This window comes from Thermoanaerobacterium thermosaccharolyticum DSM 571, from assembly GCF_000145615.1.
Classification (GTDB): Bacteria; Bacillota; Thermoanaerobacteria; order Thermoanaerobacterales; family Thermoanaerobacteraceae; genus Thermoanaerobacterium; species Thermoanaerobacterium thermosaccharolyticum.
Genome location: NC_014410.1, coordinates 2,458,683 through 2,476,994 on the forward strand (window position 1 = coordinate 2,458,683; position 18,312 = coordinate 2,476,994).

An 18,312-nucleotide genomic window follows, 5' to 3' on the forward strand; every position below is an offset into this window, starting at 1 on the left:
ATACGGGAGTTTTTTATTGCGAATACGACTTTAAAGATGACGACAATACCTTCAGCATTACAATTACAAGCACCATAAAGACTACGATAAAAGAAAAACCTATAAAGACACCGAATATATCGCTTAGTTTTCCTATTATAAAATTAGCCAGCATATTAATAGATGAGCTTACAGTCACTATGACACTTATGGCAACACCTGTGTTTTCTTTAAAGTTCTTCATCGCCAAAGCCATTGTTGTGGGATATATTATGGAGTAGAATAAACCCGCAATCGACAATAAAATAGACAAATTTTGATTTATCATGCTTCCAGCGACAAAAATCGATGCTAATGAGGCAAATATGAAAATGCTTTTTACATAACCTATCCTTTCAACAGCAAATCCGCCTAAAAGCCTGCCTATCGTAAACGCAGCAAAAAATAGAGATAAGTACATAGAGCTTTTTACGCTGTTCATGCCGTAAGCTCCTTTAAGATAAGTGACAGCCCAGTTTCCTATGCCAACCTCAGATGAAATGTAAAACCCCAACATAATTGAAAACAAAATAACATACTTATCTTTTAAAACATCTATAAACCTAACTTTATCTCTGTTTAAATACCTTGCGGCACCAGGAAATCTCGTTAAAAGCACCACAACCAACATTGCTGCAGTTATCATTCCGCCTAAAAGATATATATTTTGCCAAGGATATCTCATCTCAATAAGCCTTCCTACTGCGTTTGGTGAAATCGTGGCGCCAGCTCCATAAAAAAAATGTAAAAGGTTCATCATTATCGCCTGATTTACAACAAACGTTACCGCGGCAGTGGCATTAATGCCTATCTCCAACATCCCTAAACCAAAATTCATAATGAAGAAGAAGACTGCAAAAACGAAGAAAAACGGCGACACAAAGTACCCAAGTATACCTAATATGATAAAAATGAGGCCTCCCGATAAAGCTGCCTTACTGCCGTACCTATTTACTATTATTCCGCCAATAAAAGAAGCTGTGATAAAGCCGAGGCTTCCGATAAATAGCAAAAGACCTATATAAGTGTAATCAATGTGGTAAAAAGATTTTATCGGCGCTATTACAGGGCCTTTTATGTTGTCTATAAGGCCAATAAGTAACATTAAAAGATAGTTGAGTACAACTATGAATATCTGCATTTTTACCTCCCTTATCAATATGTCATATTTCATTATATAGCATTAAAAAGAATAATACAATGAAATATCAGCTTACACTGTTAATATCGTAGATATACTAAAACTTAATAAGCATTAAAAAGCGGGTGTTAAGCCTGCTCTTATGCACAACTTAAAGGTTATATCATCCTTATACAATTACTTTTATGATATAATAGTTATAGCCTCCAAAGGAAAGGAGGTGAAACTAATGTCCACCAACAAAAAAGGCGGAAACAAAACCGCCAAGTAGATTTGTACAAAATTTTTGAATTGCTGCTTAAACTGTTAGAAATAATAGTCAAGTGGTACTCGAAATAAGTACATATCTACGGAAAAAGACGGGAAATGCGCTCCCGTCTTTTTCTATTACTAATGTCCACCAACAAAGATTATTACCACACTTTTATTATAACACAAATTTATGACTTGTAAACCAAAAGCAATAAAAAGCAGTCATGAAACAGATATCTTTATTCTATTTCTTAATATAGCTTTCAACCATTCTTGATATAATTTCCTTCATCTCAGCTAAAAGATCAGTCTTTCCGTCTTTTAAACACCAGTCGAATATTACACCCCTTGCTACAATAAACAACTTCTCTGTAATTTCCTCACAGTCCAGAGTGTTGGGTATCTTGCCTTTTTCTTGCTCATTTTTTATTATTTGAATAAGCATATTCTGCATTGAACGGCCATGCGTCAAAAACATCTTATTTGTTGGAATATAGAGATTTTTTGCCATCTCCACCCCATCGTTTATTGAAAGCCGAGCGTACACTAGGAAATATTGCACTAAAATATCTTTACAGTCTTTATACTCATCCAAAATCTTCGGCACTTCCGCCTCAAAGAATTCATCGCCGTGTTTAAATATTTCCACCAAAAGGTCATATTTAGACTTAAAGTAATGGTAATAATTTCCTATAGAAACATTTGCTTTTTCTGCTATTTCTTTTACTGTTATGTTGTCGTATCCATATTTCTTAATAAGTTCTACTCCGCACCTGTATATCCTTTTTTTAGTAGCAATTGCCTGTTTTTCTCGAGAAGTCAAACTTTCCGGCACCAAATTTCTCTCCTATTCTCTATTTAGTCTATATTTTTCGCAACCTCAAAAGCATTCCATATTGCATACATGATGTTAGAAACATTGCGGGCATCGCCGAGAAGATATACGTTTGAAATTTTATCTTTCACTTCTTGATAGATGGAATTAGACGGTGTATACCCAACAGCAAGTATCACAGTGTCTGCTGTAACTTCTATGTCACCATCAGGTGTGCTTACTTTCAATACCCTGCCGTCGTATCCTGTAGCTTTTGAAGATGTAATAGTCCTTATGCCTTTAAATGGTATCAATGCTTTCAGCATTTCACTATTTGCATGGCACAATGGACCATTCACAGCTAAAAGCTTTGGAAGTGCCTCAACTATCGTCACATTCTTGCCCATATCTCTAAGCCACAGTGCTGTTTCGCATCCTACAAGTCCACCGCCAATTATGACCACATCATTTCCTATATCAACTTTGCCTAGCAAAGCATCTTGAGCAGTGTAAACCGGTCCGTCACCCAGCGAAAATACTTTTGGCTTTGACCCTGTCGCAACTATTACGACATCTGCACCGAAATTAATAACATCATCAGCACCTAATTCTGTATTGAGATGAACCTCTACGTTTAGCTTCTTAAGCTCATTCTCATACCAAGCTACAAGCGCATGATCATCTTCTTTAAATGACGGCACGCCGCCGGGAATCAGATTTCCACCTAACCTATCAGTTTTTTCATACACGATTGGTTCATGTCCGCGAAGTGCTAATACGCGAGCTGCTTCACAGCCTGCCACACCGCCACCTACTATCAGGACTTTCTTTTTGTGCTGTGTCGGTATAAGCCGTTCAGAACTTTCGCGGCAAGCCTGAGGGTTTACTGCGCAGTTTAATGCAGAATACTCCTGTATGCGTCCCATACATCCTTCGTGACATGATAAACACGGACGTATAGAAGCGGTATCTCCTGCCTTTAGCTTATTTACATAATCAGGATCTGCCAGAAGAGGACGACCTAATGAAACTATGTCACATGCTCCATCTCTTACAGCAGCTGATGCAAGGTCCGGGTTGTCCATACGTCCTGCACAGATCACAGGGACGTCTACTGCATCTTTTACCATCTTTGCATATGGGATGTAAAGCCCTTTTTCTTGGTACATTGGCGGATGATTCCACCACCATGCATCATAGCTTCCAACATCTACATCCAAAGCATCGTATCCATATTCAACAAGCAGTTTAGCTGCCTTTATTCCTTCTTCAATATCTCTTCCTTTTTCTACAAACTCCTCACCCGGAAGGCCTCCTTCTCGCCAATCTTTAATGAAGCTTTTTACGCTGTATCTAAGCGTCACTGGGAAATCATCGCCGCACGTCTTCTTTATCTCCTCCAAGACTTCCCTTGCAAAACGCAGCCTGTTTTCAAGGCTTCCGCCGTATTCATCGGTGCGGCTGTTGAACATGGATATGGCAAACTGGTCTAGAAGATATCCCTCATGTACAGCGTGGATCTGTACGCCGTCAAATCCTGCTCGCTTCGCATTGTAGGCACCTTTGCCAAACTGCACTACTATCTCGCGAATTTCTTCTTTTGTAAGAGGACGGCATGTCTTGTCAAGCCAGCGATGTGGGATAGGAGACGGCGCTACAGGCGGATGCTCTCCTAAATTTGTAGGAATTGTGACTCTTCCAAATCCTGCTGACAATTGAAGAAATATCTTAGCATCGTATGCATGAATTTTCTCTGTCATCTCGCGAGCAGTTCGTATAAAGTGAACTGGATTGTGCGTGGAACAAGGGCAATTAGGCATGTCATGCTGTTCAACTTTGTTGTCAACAAATGTGACACCAGTAATGATTAATCCTGTGCCTCCTTTTGCCCGCTCAACGTAATAGTCAATGCCCCTTTGGTTGAAACCGCCTTCTGAATCACCAAGGCCTAATGGTCCCATAGGAGCCATGGCAAAGCGGTTCTTTATCTCGCAGCTTCCAATCGAAACCTTCTCAAATAGAATACCATATTTTTTGTCCATAAAAAAGTCCCCTTCTTATTTAAATTTTATTGAACATGTTCACCGAATGCATTCTACGAAACTAGTATATCAGTATGTTAATTAATTGTCAAGAAGTTTTGTGATTTTAAATCATTATCAATCTATAAAAAATTTAGGCGAAATAAACACGATTGAATCATCATTTATAATTTATTTGATAAAATAAATTTTAAAAGTTTGTATACATTTGTTTGTCTAGTTTGTTATATTAATGAAAGAACAAAAACGGCGCCGTTATATAAAATACATCTGATATTATACTTGGGAGGTCAGTCATGAAAGATGAGAGGTTTGAAAACTTCTTAATAAATAAGATGGCCATAATTTACAAATATCTCATTAAAATCGGTGCATCTTGTGAAGATGCAGAAGATATCGTACAAGAAACCATGTGTAAAGCTATTGAGTATGTTGATTCCCTAAACGTTGATAACATCTACCCATGGCTGTTTAAAGTATCATTGTACAGATATTATAATCTGTACAATAAGAAAAAGAAGGAGGAAGTCGGTATTGATGATAAAATTCTCTCAAGTCTGTATTCAGATGGAATGATAGAAGAACATGTGCTTAATGAAGAATTGAAATCAAACGTTCATAAAGTCCTTGGTCTATTAAAAGAAAGCTACAGAACCCTCTTAATTTTCAAATATTTTATTGGATTATCTTATAAAGAAATAGGCGATATATTAAATCTGGACGAGAACAAAGTAAAGACATATCTTTACCGTGCAAGAAACAAATTTAAAGAATTATGGGAGGTATCGAATTATGGCAGATGAAAAAAATATAAACGTAAACGACAATAATGATGAGAAGGAACTTGATGCAATTTTTGAAAGCGCTAAGAAAGATAAATTTGATAAAGCGGTTAAAAAAGCAAAATGGCGCTCTATTTTAAGAACTATAGTTATAAGTTTGATAGTCATAGTGATTGTCTCAATAAGCACTATCTTTATAGGAATCAAAGTAACACAGTTGGAAAGTTCTGATATAAGTTTTGCCCTATCAGTATTCAATGATATCACCGCTCCTGATATGTATATAGGGAAATCAATCAGGTATGAAGGAATTTTTGGAGGCAAAACAGTTTATTCAACTTACAAGATAATAGAAGGTAAGGTAGTTTATACAGGTCAGCAGGAATACAGCTATGGGCTTTTCAACACTGTCGATGTACAGGCTATCAATTCACCAGCTATAGTATGGGGAAAAAGTTTTGATGAAGATGATCTAAACAAACCAACGTACAACGAACTTGGTCAAAGGGAAATGATTTTCTTCTACCCCTACGTAAAATACAGGACATACAAGAATGACTTAAATTTGCTGGAGGACATAGGAAATGACAAATATATAGAGATGGCATTATCTTTTGATAAAGCGTACAGCATCGACGAAGTAAATAAAATGACGCCAAAAAACGTAACTTTAACGTGGTATTGGGTTGACGATCTAAATAGCAAAGAAAAAGAAGCACATAAACCACATAAAAATAAGCAAAAGCTTCCCGATGGAAAAACAATTGATGTAGATAATCCAGCAGATGTATGTTCTGAAAAAGCCGCATACGGTATAAAGGTCTATAACAGCAACGGAGACAAATTAAAAAATCCAGAAGAACTTTTCATAGGAACAATCGAGAACAATGTAAAACAATTAGAAAAGCTTAAAACAGATAACCATAAGGTAAATGGCATCAAGTCGGAGGTTAAAAGGATTTACGACAATTTAAAAGACAAGAATGGAAAAATAAAAAAGGAAAACTTAAAGATACAAGGCGTCGTTGTAACAGGCACTGCGGAAACCTTAAAATCGCTTAGAGGTTTACCTTTTATAAAGGCATCATCATTAGGTGTTGTCACGGATAAGTATTGATAAAGAAACATTTAATTTAAGCCTACCTAAATCACTAAAACAAAGCGATTTGTCAATGGCATATACTTACGGATCTGACCCTTGACAAATCGCATTCACTTAAATTCTTTAATTTGTACGTGCTTTATAGTTTTAATTACTTTCTCTTGGTACTACATGATTCTTTGCTAAGCGTTTCTATAACGAACGTCATACATTTTAATAACTACTAGCTTCAAGATTCTTTCTCATTCTCCTAGTAATTGTTTCAAAACCAAGGCTTTCATAAAATCTTTTTGATTCATTTGTTTCGTAAACTTGCAAATCTATATATTATAAATTTGATTAAGGTGTCAAAAGTATTTTTTCATCCAAGATTAGATGAAATATGGTAAAATAGAAATATAAACAAAAGGAAATAGAAGGAGCGATACATAGCCATGGCATTCAAACCAAACGAATATCAACAAATCACAATGGAGGACAGATTCTTAAACTTGGATGATAGAACAAAAAAGTTTGTTTTAAACTCATGGGCAAAAGACTTTGCTGAAATCATATTTCCAGCAATCAATGAAAAACGCTTTTCCGTATTGTACAGTGACAATCCCGCTTCTCGTCCAAACAGTCCTGTAAACGCAATAATCGGAGCCCTAATACTAAAAGAAATGTTTAATCTCACAGACGACGAACTATTAGCAAGCATCCTATGTGATGTACGTTTCCAATACGCCCTTCACACTACAAGTTTCAAAAGTCAACCTTTCAGTGACAGGACTTTTAGCCGTTTCCGTGAAAGGCTATATCTTTACAATCTAGAAACAGGAAGAGACCTTCTTCATGAAGAAATGGAAGCCATGGCAAACGTATTTGTAAAATACTTTGATATAAATCCATCAGTAAAAAGAATGGACAGCATTATGGTATCATCCAGTTGCAAAAAAATGTCCAGATTAGAAATACTATACACATGCGTAGCAAATATGGTCAAAGCAGTATACAAAACAGGAGAATATGAGCATCTCAAAAACATGGAACACTACCTAGACGAAGACGACAGAAACAAAACAATCTATCATAGAAAAAACGAAGAAATAACAAAAAGACTTCAAGAAATAATTGAAGATGCCTATACACTAACAAAAGAATTAGGAGAAGCATACGCTGAATTACCAGAATATCAGCTATTACAGCGTGTACTAAAAGAACAAACAGAAATAACAGAAGAAGGCAAAATAGTACCAGTAGAAAAAGAAAAAATAAGCCCTGATAGTCTCCAAAACCCAAGCGACCCAGATGCAACATACCGCAAAAAAGCAGGAAAAAGACCATAAAGGCTATGTAGCTAACATAGTAGAAACAATAGACCAAAAAGGCTCCATAATAACCAGCTATGACTATGATGTAAACACACACAGCGATAGCAGCTTTAGCAAAGAAACAATAGAAAAGCTTGGGAAGCAAGAAAAGGAAATAACAATAACAGCAGATGGAGCTTATAGCAGCATTGAAAACATAGAACTTGCAGAGAAAAACAATATCGAACTAATAACAACAGCTCTTATAGGGAAATTACCAGATGAAATACAAAGCGAATTTAAAATAGATGAAGTAACCCATGAAATAATCAAATGTCCAAGAGGAGAAAAACCATATAAAACGAGGTACTATGAAAAAAGTGGATTATACAGAGCATCCTTCAATAAAAAAACATGTGAACATTGTCCACTGAGAGAAAAATGTGGAGCAAAGCTACAGAAAAAATCAGCGTATGTATTAATAACAGCGAAAACAATACAGAGAGCAAGCTATTTAAAAAAGATGTCAACAGAAAAATACAGTGTACTTCAAAAGATAAGAAATGGAGTAGAGGGTATACCATCAATACTAAGACGAAAATATCATGTAGATGTGATACCTGTAAGGGGATTAGTGCGCTCAAAAATCTGGTTTTCATTCAAAATAGGAGCTATAAACGCAAAAAAAGTACTAAAAATGGCAGCGGAGATGGCTGCGACTTTGTATAAAAATATCGAAATCAAATTTATTCTTACAAAAACAGGTAAAAGCCAAGCAGAGTTGTTATTAGTAGCTTAAAAAATGTTTCTTATGACACTTGAATCAGTTTTTATCACTTAATAAGAAATAAACAAATCGTTAAAGAAAGCTATTCAAACGATTAGATTATGACTTCTATCATAAATTTGCTGCTTATTTTATAACACCATCTGGAAGTTCACCTTTTAAAACTCTTTCTATATCTTCTACTACTTTGTCTCCCATCCCTTTTAAGCATTCATATGTGTACGCTGATATATGTGGTGTTATTGTAACATTGTCAAAGGATAGAAGCTCATTTTCCTCATCAATTGGCTCGTTTTCTACAACATCCATTCCTATTCCACCTACAATTCCATCTTTTAAAGCTTTTACTAATGCTTTTTGATCTATTAGTTCTCCCCTTGCTGTATCTACTATATATACGCCTTTCTTCATTGTATTAAATTCTTTGTCTTTTAATAAGTGGTAATTTCCTGAATTCAATGAAGCATTTAGCGATATGATATCTGATATTTTTAAAAGCTCTTCTAGTGAAACAGGTATTGCTCCTCTCCTTCTTATCTCTTCATCTGTAATGTTTGGGTCATATGCTATTACTCTAGCATTAAATCCATTCTTTAATATTTTGCATACTCTACTTCCTATATTCCCGAGACCTATTATACCTACATTTTTACCCTTTATTTCGCATCCTAAAAAGTTTGCTCTTTCATTCCACTTACCTTCTTTTACCTTTATTGACGCAGACTTCACTTTTCTTATAACATCTAATAATAATGCAACAGCAGATTCTGCTACAGCTTCTCGTTCAACTATTCCCTGAACTTTTGTCACTATAGTTTCCTTCTCATTGGCACTCTTTACATCAATATTGTCATACCCTATTCCATGTCTTGTTATTAATAAAGTTTTATCTTTATATTCAAAAAATTCCTTATCATAGTATGGTTTTACACTGGCAATTATAATTGAATATCCCATTAATTTTTCTGCCAATTCTTTCCCTCTCATATCTTGTGGAAATTCAAATCTATCTACATCTCCTAGTGCCTTCAATCTTTCAATATGCTCTGGAAAATACTTACCAAAGCTGCTTGAATTAACAATCGCTATTTTTACATTCATCGTTTTTCCTCCTGTACTTTTAAATTTATTTTTCATATGATTTAGTAGATTAAACTGATAATCCAATCCTGTAAATGCCTATTTCCGAAAAGCCAAATGATTCCGCTTTTGTCTTTTTGCCATTGCAAACACTAATGACTTCTTGCAATATCTCATTACCAGCTTCTTGAATACTTTTTTTGCCATCTAAAATAGATGATACGTCTAAATCAATATTTTCCTTCATCTTATTATACGTGTTTTTGTTACCGGTAATTTTAATTACAGGTATTATAGGATTGCCTATGGGAGTACCCCTACCGGTTGTAAATACGCACAATTGTGCACCACCTGCTGCCATTCCAGTGACAGATTCAATATCATAACCCGGAGTATCCATTATAATCAAACCTTTTTCCTGCGGTATTTCAGCGTATTTCACTACTTCGTTAATTTTGCTTGTACCACCTTTGCTGATTCCACCTAATGACTTTTCTTCTAATGTAGTTAATCCACCTTTTATATTGCCTGGCGAAGGATTAGCTCCTCTTACGTCGACATTTAATCTAATAAATTCATTTTCAAGATCAGAGACAATCTTTAAAATCTTATTTTTAACATCTTCATTTTTTGCCCTCTTAGCTAAAATATGATCAGCTCCGATAAATTCTGTAGTCTCTCCTAACATAACGGTTCCGCCGTTTTCTACTATTACGTCGCTACAATATCCTAATGCGGGATTAGCAGAAATCCCTGATGTTGCATCAGAACCTCCGCAGTTTGTTGCCAATATCAAGTTCGAAATATTTACTTCTTCTCTTTGTATTAAAGACATTTCCTGTACCATTCTTTGAGCTAATATTGTACCTTTTTCAATAGTCTTGAGGGTTCCACCTTCATCTTGTATAATCAATACTTCCAAAGGTTTGTTACTTCTCTTCTTTATTTCCTCGTATAATCTCATTGGTTGTGTTGTTTCACAGCCTAATCCAACTATTATAGTGCCGTATATATTAGGATTAAGGGACAAACCCATCAACGTTCTAAAAGTCTGTTCGGCATCTTTTCCAACTTGTCCACATCCTCTTTGGTTTGTTATACAGATTGTACCAGGAACTTGATTAGAAATAATCCTCGCTGTTTCGTTAGAACAGCTTACTGTAGGCAAAATCAATACTTTATTTCTTATCCCATATTTCCCATCAGGTCTTCTATAAGCATTTATCTTCATTTTTATAATCATTCCTTTCGCTTCGCTCAAGGCACAAAACGTAATGAAATGTGCCACTTCGAGCTAATTTTGTTCTATAATTATGTTATAGGGATACCAGCAAACTACAAATCACGTGGAGGTGAGTGGTTTGCTACACCTGCGTAGTGACCGCATTTTTATATGTGTAGATTGTCTTTTCAAGCACAAATAAGTGTGCCACTGAGCACGTAACCTTATCTTTGTTTAAACATTCTCGTTTAACGCTAGACAATCAGTCAATGCTGCCTATCTCTTTAATTTTTAGAACCTACCGGTTTAGAAAGGAGTTCCCTATGGCTTTAAAAATCGTGTATAAAATCTGTTGTGGAATTGATGTACACAAAACCTTTGTGGTTGCATGTATTGCTTCCACTGATTCTAATGGAATTACCACCTATAAAAGCCATCGCTTTTCTACCTACACGAAGGGTTTAAGAGAGCTGTTACAATGGCTTTTGGACAATAACTGCAAGGATGTTTGCATGGAATCTACCGGGAAATACTGGATTCCTGTGTTTAATATATTAGAAAGCTCCTGCAACATCATACTTGCACATCCTAAATATGTTAAGGCTATTCGTGGTAAAAAAACTGACAAGAAAGATGCAAAATGGATTGCTGACCTGTTTAAGCATGATCTTGTTGCCGCTAGCTTTATGCCTCCTGCTGATATTAGACAACTTCGTGACTTAATGCGCTATCGCTTTAAGCTTATTTGCTTTATGTCTAGCGAAAAGAACAGACTCCAAAATTGTCTCACGGTTTCTAACATACAGTTAGGAAACATTGTTTCAGACACTTTCGGCAAAAGTTCTCAAAAGATAATTGATAAGCTTCTAGAAAATCCTCTTGATACTTCCTTTGATATTGGATCTTTAATTCATGGTTCTATGCTAAAAAAACTCCCTGAGCTTTATCGCTGTTGATGGTTATATTACACCTGAACAAGCTGGAAAATTAAAGATCATCAAAGGGCATTTTGAAGATTTGGAATCCCGGAAAGCAGAGTTAGAAAAACTAATTCTTGCGCTCGCTGCGCCTTATCAACAAGAACTAGACATAATTCTAACCGCTCCATCGTTTAAAAATATTTTCTCGGCTATTACTGTAATATCTGAAATCGGTGTAACTATGGAGGCTTTTCCTTCAGCGAAACACTTATGCTCATGGGCTGGACTCACTCCAACCAACAATGAGAGTGCAGGCAAGAAAAAATCTGTCCGGGTTTCCAAAGCAGGATGTTACATTAAGCCGCTTCTTGTGCAGTGTGCTACTGCCGTAGTTAAAAGCGAAAAACACCCTGAAATTCGTAACCGCTATTTGCGCATTAAAAAGCGTCGCGGCCACAAGAAGGCAATCATTGCTATTGCAAGAATGCTTCTTACAGCATTATACAACATGTTGAAGAAGAAAGAACCATATAATGCTGAATTATATAAAAAATCTGATGCTTTTCCCGTAGAACGCGAGATTACGGTAGAGCAGGCTTATACTATTAGCTCGGTTTCAAGGCTATAAAATAAAGCCAGCTACTTAGCCTTAACTTTACTTCAATATTTAATTTTTAAAAAGTCATCAGAAGATGGCTTGTTTGCTATGCCCTTTTATTCTTATTGCAATTTATACTTTTAATTTCAACCTTACCCTCACACTTTCTATATTAGATACATGTGCAAGTTGACCCGCCATTATATTATCAACCGCTTTTCCTATTACTTCTCCGTATTTAATTATTTCATTCCCTTTATTTATATCTTTAATTGCTATTTTATGGTACAAATCTATATCATCTAAAGCAATAATCTTTTTAATATTTTGATTGTTAAACATAACATTCACTTTATCATTTTTCTTAATAGTATCTAATACAGTAGCAACATTGTCATTAATATTTATAAGAATCGCATTCTTATAATCATCCATCTCATTTCACCTTCTTAAAACTATTCATTTTGTAATATTGCAATATTTCCTTTCAATATTAGTGATTTTATTAATGCGTCTTATGCGCTTATCTTCACCCTTGAATTCTGTATTTAACCACGTATCAATAATCATTAATGCTAATCCAGAGCCTATAACTCTCGCTCCTAAGCAAATTATATTTGCATTATTGTGTTCTCTGCTCGACTTTGCAGAAAAGACATTTTCAACTAATGCAGCTCTAATTTTGGGAACTTTATTTGCCGCGATTGACATGCCAATTCCGGTACCACATATCAAAATACCCCTTTCGCATTCATTATTCGCGACAGCTTCCGCAACAGGTTGTGCGATATCCGCTGTATCCGTTGGTGTCTTATCAAAAGTGCCAAAATCTTTATATTCAATTCCACGCTGGTCTAGATATTCCTTTATGATTTCTTTTAATTCAAATCCAGCGTGATCCGAACCTATAGCTATCATATTTAACGCTCCTTTATAATCTTATTGTTTTTCTATCTTGTGCCCACCAAATTGGTTTCTCAATGCAGCAACAATTTTACCTGAGAATGTGTCGCTCTCTAATGATCTATATCTCATAAATTGCGATAGAGCTATAACAGGTACAGGTACTTTATTTTCCAAAGCTACTTCTATAGTCCATTTGCCTTCCCCAGTAGAATTCATAATACCTTTTATTCCAGATAAATTCTTGTCTTCAGACAGTGCATTATATAATAATTCTATCAGCCAACTTCTTATCACAGAACCGTGGTTCCATACTTTAGCAACCTTGTCAAGTTCAAAATTAAAATCGCTTTTATATAATAGTTCAAATCCTTCAGCAATTGACTGCATCATACCGTACTCTATTCCATTATGAATCATTTTGCAGAAATGGCCGCTTCCAGCTTTTCCTGTATACAAGTATCCATTTTCAACGGAAATATCTTCAAATATTTTCTCGCAGTATTCAAAAACTTCCTTATCACCGCCGATCATTGAACAAATTCCATTTAATGCACCACTTACACCACCACTTGTTCCGCAATCAAGAAAGTCTATATCTAACTTCTTAAGCATTTCATAACGAGCAATTGAATCTTTATAATTTGAATTACCGCCGTCTATAATAATATCATTTTTATCTAAATATTTAGTTAATTCCTCTATAACTTCATCAGTTGGCCTTCCAACAGGTACCAATAAAAATATTATCCGCCTTCTATTTAATTTCTTTGCCATATCCTGAATGCTATCGGCAAATATGGCTCCGTTTTTATCTAAATCCTTTAGATTATCTCTATTTATATCATATACAACCGTTCTATATTCTTTAGATAACAAGTTAAGTGCTAAATTATAACCCATTTTCCCAATTCCTATTACACCTATTTCCATTTTCAAACCTCCGTTTAATAAATAAAACAAGCAAAATTAGGTATAAAGCCTAATTCTGCTCATAATTGCAAATTAAATTTGATTTACTAAGTTTACAAACTCTTCTGCTCTTTTTGTTATTTCATCAAACATGCCCTTCGCAATTAATTCTTTATCTACTAATGCTCCTCCTAATGATACACCTTTTGCACCTGCTAAAATAAAATCTTTAATATTATTTTTGTTAATTCCACCCGTAACAAAAATAGGTATTTGTTTGAGCGGTCCTAAAATTTCTTTCAAGTATTGTGGACCAAATACACCTGCTGGAAAAACTTTAATAAAATCTGCTCCTGCTTCATAGCCTGCTAAAATCTCTGTTGGTGTCGTGGCACCGGGAATTACAGGTATGCCATACCTATGACACAATTCTATTACATCAAGTCTCATAACTGGTGTAAATATAAACTTTGCACCAGCTATAATTGCAGCCCTCGCTGTCTCAGCATCTAATACTGTTCCTGCACCAATAAAATATCTATCCTCTTTATTTAATTCTTTAATTACATCTAAAGCACCTGGAGCTTCAACAGTTATTTCTAATGCTTCAACTCCACCTTTCTTTAATGCATCTGCTAATGAAAACATTGTATTTATATCGCTATTTCTAATTACAGCTGTAATTTTAAGTTGTTTAAGTTTTTCAATTATCTGTTGTTTTTCCATTTTGCATCCTCCTAATTATTTATTTTTTTAATTTATTTTTTTATAAAGATACTTCGGTTCCATACCTTCTAATACGCTGATAAGCCCTTCCACCGCCATTATTCCCATCCTGTCTGTCGCATCTTTGGTAGATGCTCCACAATGGGGTGATAAAATTATATTATCTAATTCCAGCAATTTGTTGTTTAACGGTGGTTCTGTTTCAAAAGCATCTAATGCTGCTCCTGCAATTTTTTTACTTTTCAATGCGCTATATAGTGCATTCTCGTTTATAATTCCTCCACGCGAAGTGTTTATTATATACGCTGTATCTTTCATCATATTTAATTCTTCTTCATCTATAAAATGATACATTTCATCAGTTAACGGTACATGTAGTGTTATGAAATCCGATTTCTCCAATAACGTCTTTTTATCGACGTATTTCATGCCTATTTTATCTGCAAAATCATAATCAGGATATTTATCATATGCTAATATTTCCATATCGAAACCTGTGGCTCTTTTGGCAACACATTTACCAATACTTCCTGTGCCTATTATTCCTATGGTTTTGCCATATATTTCACATCCAATTATTTTGTTCCACTGATTGTTCCTCACTATTTTGTCCAATTTTATTATATCTCTGCTTAAGCCCAACATCATTGTAAAAGCTAGATCTGCTACTGATTCTTTGTTTGCTCCTGGCGTATATGTGACTTTTATTCCTAATTTTTCAGCATAATTAATGTCTATATTATCTAATCCAACTCCATATTTTGTTATAACTTTTAGCTTTTTTGCATTTTTTAATACATCTTCTGTTATTTTATCTAATCCAACTATTACTCCATCAACGTCTTTTATCAGTTCTTTTAGTTCATCTTCCTCGTAGGGTTTTCCTGTCTCATTTCTTATAATTTCATAATCGTATTTCTTTAGCATTTCAAATGGTATATTGCTTGTTTTGCCAAAAGATCTTGGCGTTATCAATACTTTCATTGTCATTTTTGCCTCCATATTTATTATTTTAGTTTTACATGTATATTCAAGTAGGATTTCCTCCGCTTTTGTCGAATTATATAATATAACATTATTATTAAATTCTAACATAAATGGATGTATCCTACATGAATAAGCAAATTTCATTTTTTAATTTTATTGATAATTTTAATCAACTTGTAAAAACCGGTAAACCACGTTTATTAGATCTTTTTGATCAGTTTACTGATATTGATGAACTTATACCATTATCTTGGCTTAACCACTATTACAAGGATACCGGTCGTCCACATGCTAATTCTCTATATTTTATTGTTTCATGTTTGCTTTTCCAAATATTGTTATATATTCCTACTGTTGAACTTTTAATTACTTTTCTAAATTTTTCTGAAGAATCAAGAAATTTTTGCTGCCTTAACTCTGTACCTGATGCATTTTTCTTTACTACATTAAAGCAAGATTATGCCCATGATATCGAGTCTTTTTTTCATAAGCTTGTTGATATTACTGAACCTATATGCCAGGAACTTGGTGAATCTATGCCTGAAAAACTGGACGTAGATCCATCAAAACTTTATATCATTGATACTATTGGTATTAAATGTTTTGTTAAAGAAAACAATCCTAAGTTTTTTAATACCCTCATTAAAAGACTTAATATCCTAACAAAGATAAATCCAAAGAGGACATTTATAAAATAGCCTATAAACTTTGCTGAGTATAGTACTCCTACATGTCCTAAGAATCCTGAACTTCCAATGAAATATGATAGCTCATGTAAAGGGAAAAATCGCTCATTCAGAAATAAATTTATCTGTCCGAAAACTAAGAAGTTATCTTGCAGTAAGTACGTCTGCTCTTGTGAAGACCCATGTACTACATCATGTTGCGGAAGATTTATACTTACCCTAAAGATAATTATCGTACCCACACTCCAACCTCAGAGGCACTAATGAGTGGGAGAAATATTCTAGTTTTTGCTATATTATTGAGCAAGTTATATCAAGGCTTAAATTTCCTTTACAATTAGGTTCTTCATTCCAAAGAGATCGCAAAACCATTAAAGCTGATTTTTTCTTACCAGGTGCTTGATTTTATGAGGCAAAACCCAAGTAGTTTTGCCCCACTTCTTAATTTAAAAATATACAACTATTAATTTTTATCCTTATGAAAATATTTCTATTTATTTAAGTCAAATGCATCTAATGCAGCATCTAAATTGACTTTCTTGCTTTCTGGTACTGTCTGGAAGAATACTTCGACTCCGTAATTCTTTTCGAGTTCTAAAAGCATTTCTGCTTCTTCCCTATTTAAACTAACTGTTGGAATTATGAACTTTCTATCTGAGCTTTTTGCAATACCACCTATATTTAATTTTTTTATTGGTAAGCCTTTTGTAATTGTTTCTTTTACAGTTTTAATATTTTTAAATAATAATATGACTTTAAAGCCGTCGAACTTATCTTTCTCCCATAGTGCTATTGACTCATCTACTTTTAGTATTTTTAGTGTAATATTAGCAGTTGAAGCCGACATTATATAAATATTTTTCATAAACTCATCTTTAGCAAGTGGGTCATCAATGACAAAAATTGAATTACAATTGTATCCTTTTGCCCATTTGGTCATTACTTGACCATGTATCAGCCTATCATCTACTCTTGCAAATATTATTTCACCCATTTTATTCACTTCCCTTTCTTTTCAACTAATTTTTAAATTAGTAAAAATTAAAAATTATATGTTTAGCTGCATTACCCTACTTAATTAAGAAATTATCAATAAAAAGGTAACAACAGCTAAACTGAAATATACATGATTTTTTAAGATTTTTATTTAGTTAATACTATTAGAGTAATCCTATAAATCCCAAAACTACAAAAATAACTATTAACCCTAGAAGCACTTGCACAATTTTCAAACCTTTCTTTGAGAAATACCAATATACTAATAAAACAGTTAAAAGTGGTAACAATCCAGGTAAAATTTTATCTAATATATCCTGAAGTACAAATTGCTTTCCAGAAATAGTCCACTTTAATGGTGTGCTAACTTGTACATATAATGCAGCCATAATTCCCATCATAAAGGTTCCTAAAACTGATAATCCATCTATTATTTTTCTTATGCGTGTACCACTAACTATTTCAGCAACAGCAGTACGTCCTAATCTATATCCTAGCTGTGTAAAGTAAAAACCGTATGCAAACGTTAAAGCAACAAATAAAATCCAAGGTACCAATGCTCCTAATGCGCTACCTGATTTTGCCCATGGAAGAAATATTGCTATTAATATATATTGAACAGTTCCTGAATCTATTGCATCTCCTATTCCAGCAAGTGGTCCCATCAACCCAACCTTTGTACTATTAATTATTTCAGGATCTAATGCCTCTTCTGCTTTTCCTTCATTTAATTTTTTAGCTCTTTCTTCTTCTAATGAAGCTGTAATACCAAGTATAGTACCACCACCCCATATTGCTTGGGTATTGAAAAACAAAAGGTGCCTTTTGTATGCCTCTTTAAGATCCTCACTTTTTTTGTAAATCTTTCTTAAAATAGGCATCAAGCCGAACAGAAGAGAAGGTGCAACCATTCTATCATATGTGTGAGGAATTTCATTTGCATACCACCATCTAAACCAAGATAACAGCAAGTCTTTTTTTGTTATCTTTTTGCTTGTGTCATCGGTTTGAGTGCTATCTACGTTATTCTTAGTTTCAATCTGTTCCATCTG

The 18,312-nt window shown here is 34.4% G+C and carries 19 protein-coding genes; 7 read left to right on the forward strand and 12 right to left on the reverse strand.

The genetic code is table 11. The features are described from left to right. Nucleotides 1–13: 13 nt before the first annotated feature. The 3 genes from TTHE_RS12195 to TTHE_RS12205 all read right to left on the reverse strand — a co-directional run bounded on the left by TTHE_RS12195 (nt 14) and on the right by TTHE_RS12205 (nt 4,267). The gene (locus TTHE_RS12195; protein ID WP_013298872.1) at nt 14–1,159 is read right to left on the reverse strand and encodes an MFS transporter; all 1,146 of its coding nucleotides are present in this window, start codon (nt 1,157–1,159) and stop codon (nt 14–16) included. A 496-nt stretch (nt 1,160–1,655) separates the two neighbouring features. Continuing rightward, nucleotides 1,656–2,246, reverse strand: a complete 591-nt coding sequence (locus TTHE_RS12200) for a TetR/AcrR family transcriptional regulator (protein ID WP_013298873.1) — start codon at nt 2,244–2,246, stop codon at nt 1,656–1,658. A 23-nt stretch (nt 2,247–2,269) separates the two neighbouring features. Continuing rightward, nucleotides 2,270–4,267: an oxidoreductase gene (locus TTHE_RS12205; RefSeq protein WP_013298874.1), complete on the reverse strand. Its 1,998-nt coding sequence runs from the start codon at nt 4,265–4,267 to the stop codon at nt 2,270–2,272. 296 nt (nt 4,268–4,563) lie between these two features. On the opposite strand from TTHE_RS12205, the gene TTHE_RS12210 reads away from it, so the two are divergent. From TTHE_RS12210 to TTHE_RS14715, 4 genes are all read left to right on the forward strand, one after another. Continuing rightward, nucleotides 4,564–5,070 carry an RNA polymerase sigma factor gene (locus tag TTHE_RS12210; RefSeq protein WP_013298875.1) on the forward strand — a complete coding sequence of 169 codons (507 nt, stop codon included), beginning with the start codon at nt 4,564–4,566 and terminating at the stop codon, nt 5,068–5,070. Beyond that, nucleotides 5,060–6,166: an anti sigma factor C-terminal domain-containing protein gene (locus TTHE_RS12215; RefSeq protein WP_013298876.1), complete on the forward strand. Its 1,107-nt coding sequence runs from the start codon at nt 5,060–5,062 to the stop codon at nt 6,164–6,166. Before TTHE_RS12210 ends, TTHE_RS12215 begins: the two co-directional genes overlap by 11 nt. A gap of 419 nt (nt 6,167–6,585) precedes the next feature. Beyond that, nucleotides 6,586–7,479 carry a transposase gene (locus TTHE_RS14710; protein ID WP_231292664.1) on the forward strand — a complete coding sequence of 298 codons (894 nt, stop codon included), beginning with the start codon at nt 6,586–6,588 and terminating at the stop codon, nt 7,477–7,479. Beyond that, a complete protein-coding gene (locus TTHE_RS14715) occupies nt 7,442–8,242 on the forward strand; it encodes a transposase (protein ID WP_231292665.1) in 801 nt (266 codons plus the stop codon). Before TTHE_RS14710 ends, TTHE_RS14715 begins: the two co-directional genes overlap by 38 nt. Nucleotides 8,243–8,356: 114 nt before the next feature. Here the strand turns inward: TTHE_RS14715 and TTHE_RS12230 are convergent, their stop codons facing one another. Further along, nucleotides 8,357–9,331: a D-isomer specific 2-hydroxyacid dehydrogenase family protein gene (locus tag TTHE_RS12230; RefSeq protein WP_013298877.1), complete on the reverse strand. Its 975-nt coding sequence runs from the start codon at nt 9,329–9,331 to the stop codon at nt 8,357–8,359. Nucleotides 9,332–9,380: 49 nt separating this feature from the next. Beyond that, nucleotides 9,381–10,541 (reverse strand): UxaA family hydrolase, encoded by a 1,161-nt coding sequence (locus tag TTHE_RS12235; RefSeq protein ID WP_013298878.1) that lies wholly within the window; start codon nt 10,539–10,541, stop codon nt 9,381–9,383. A 329-nt stretch (nt 10,542–10,870) separates the two neighbouring features. On the opposite strand from TTHE_RS12235, the gene TTHE_RS15160 reads away from it, so the two are divergent. Together TTHE_RS15160 and TTHE_RS15165 are read left to right on the forward strand one after the other, a co-directional pair. Continuing rightward, nucleotides 10,871–11,488: an IS110 family transposase gene (locus TTHE_RS15160; RefSeq protein ID WP_196793629.1), complete on the forward strand. Its 618-nt coding sequence runs from the start codon at nt 10,871–10,873 to the stop codon at nt 11,486–11,488. A 61-nt stretch (nt 11,489–11,549) separates the two neighbouring features. Then, nucleotides 11,550–12,080: a transposase gene (locus TTHE_RS15165; protein ID WP_196793631.1), complete on the forward strand. Its 531-nt coding sequence runs from the start codon at nt 11,550–11,552 to the stop codon at nt 12,078–12,080. A 102-nt stretch (nt 12,081–12,182) separates the two neighbouring features. On the opposite strand, the gene TTHE_RS12245 is transcribed toward TTHE_RS15165, so the two are convergent. The 5 genes from TTHE_RS12245 to TTHE_RS12265 form a co-directional block, all read right to left on the reverse strand. Further along, nucleotides 12,183–12,485: a UxaA family hydrolase gene (locus TTHE_RS12245; protein WP_013298879.1), complete on the reverse strand. Its 303-nt coding sequence runs from the start codon at nt 12,483–12,485 to the stop codon at nt 12,183–12,185. Nucleotides 12,486–12,509: 24 nt separating this feature from the next. After that, nucleotides 12,510–12,968 carry a ribose 5-phosphate isomerase B gene (gene rpiB, locus TTHE_RS12250; protein WP_013298880.1) on the reverse strand — a complete coding sequence of 153 codons (459 nt, stop codon included), beginning with the start codon at nt 12,966–12,968 and terminating at the stop codon, nt 12,510–12,512. 21 nt (nt 12,969–12,989) lie between these two features. Next, nucleotides 12,990–13,886, reverse strand: a complete 897-nt coding sequence (gnd, locus tag TTHE_RS12255) for a phosphogluconate dehydrogenase (NAD(+)-dependent, decarboxylating) (RefSeq protein ID WP_013298881.1) — start codon at nt 13,884–13,886, stop codon at nt 12,990–12,992. A gap of 72 nt (nt 13,887–13,958) precedes the next feature. Next, nucleotides 13,959–14,591, reverse strand: coding sequence for a bifunctional 4-hydroxy-2-oxoglutarate aldolase/2-dehydro-3-deoxy-phosphogluconate aldolase (locus tag TTHE_RS12260; protein WP_013298882.1), 633 nt, complete (start codon nt 14,589–14,591; stop codon nt 13,959–13,961). A gap of 27 nt (nt 14,592–14,618) precedes the next feature. Next, entirely contained in the window at nt 14,619–15,581 is a 963-nt protein-coding gene (locus TTHE_RS12265) for an NAD(P)-dependent oxidoreductase (protein ID WP_041587609.1), read from the reverse strand. A gap of 122 nt (nt 15,582–15,703) precedes the next feature. Between TTHE_RS12265 and TTHE_RS12270 the strand changes: the two genes are divergently transcribed. Next, nucleotides 15,704–16,276: a transposase gene (locus TTHE_RS12270; RefSeq protein ID WP_049774936.1), complete on the forward strand. Its 573-nt coding sequence runs from the start codon at nt 15,704–15,706 to the stop codon at nt 16,274–16,276. Between the two features lie 478 nt (nt 16,277–16,754). Here TTHE_RS12270 and TTHE_RS12275 read toward each other — a convergent pair whose 3' ends face one another. Together TTHE_RS12275 and TTHE_RS14720 are read right to left on the reverse strand one after the other, a co-directional pair. Then, nucleotides 16,755–17,258: a PTS sugar transporter subunit IIB gene (locus TTHE_RS12275; RefSeq protein WP_013298884.1), complete on the reverse strand. Its 504-nt coding sequence runs from the start codon at nt 17,256–17,258 to the stop codon at nt 16,755–16,757. A gap of 166 nt (nt 17,259–17,424) precedes the next feature. Next, nucleotides 17,425–18,309, reverse strand: coding sequence for a PTS system mannose/fructose/sorbose family transporter subunit IID (locus tag TTHE_RS14720; protein ID WP_013298885.1), 885 nt, complete (start codon nt 18,307–18,309; stop codon nt 17,425–17,427). Nucleotides 18,310–18,312 lie beyond the last annotated feature (3 nt).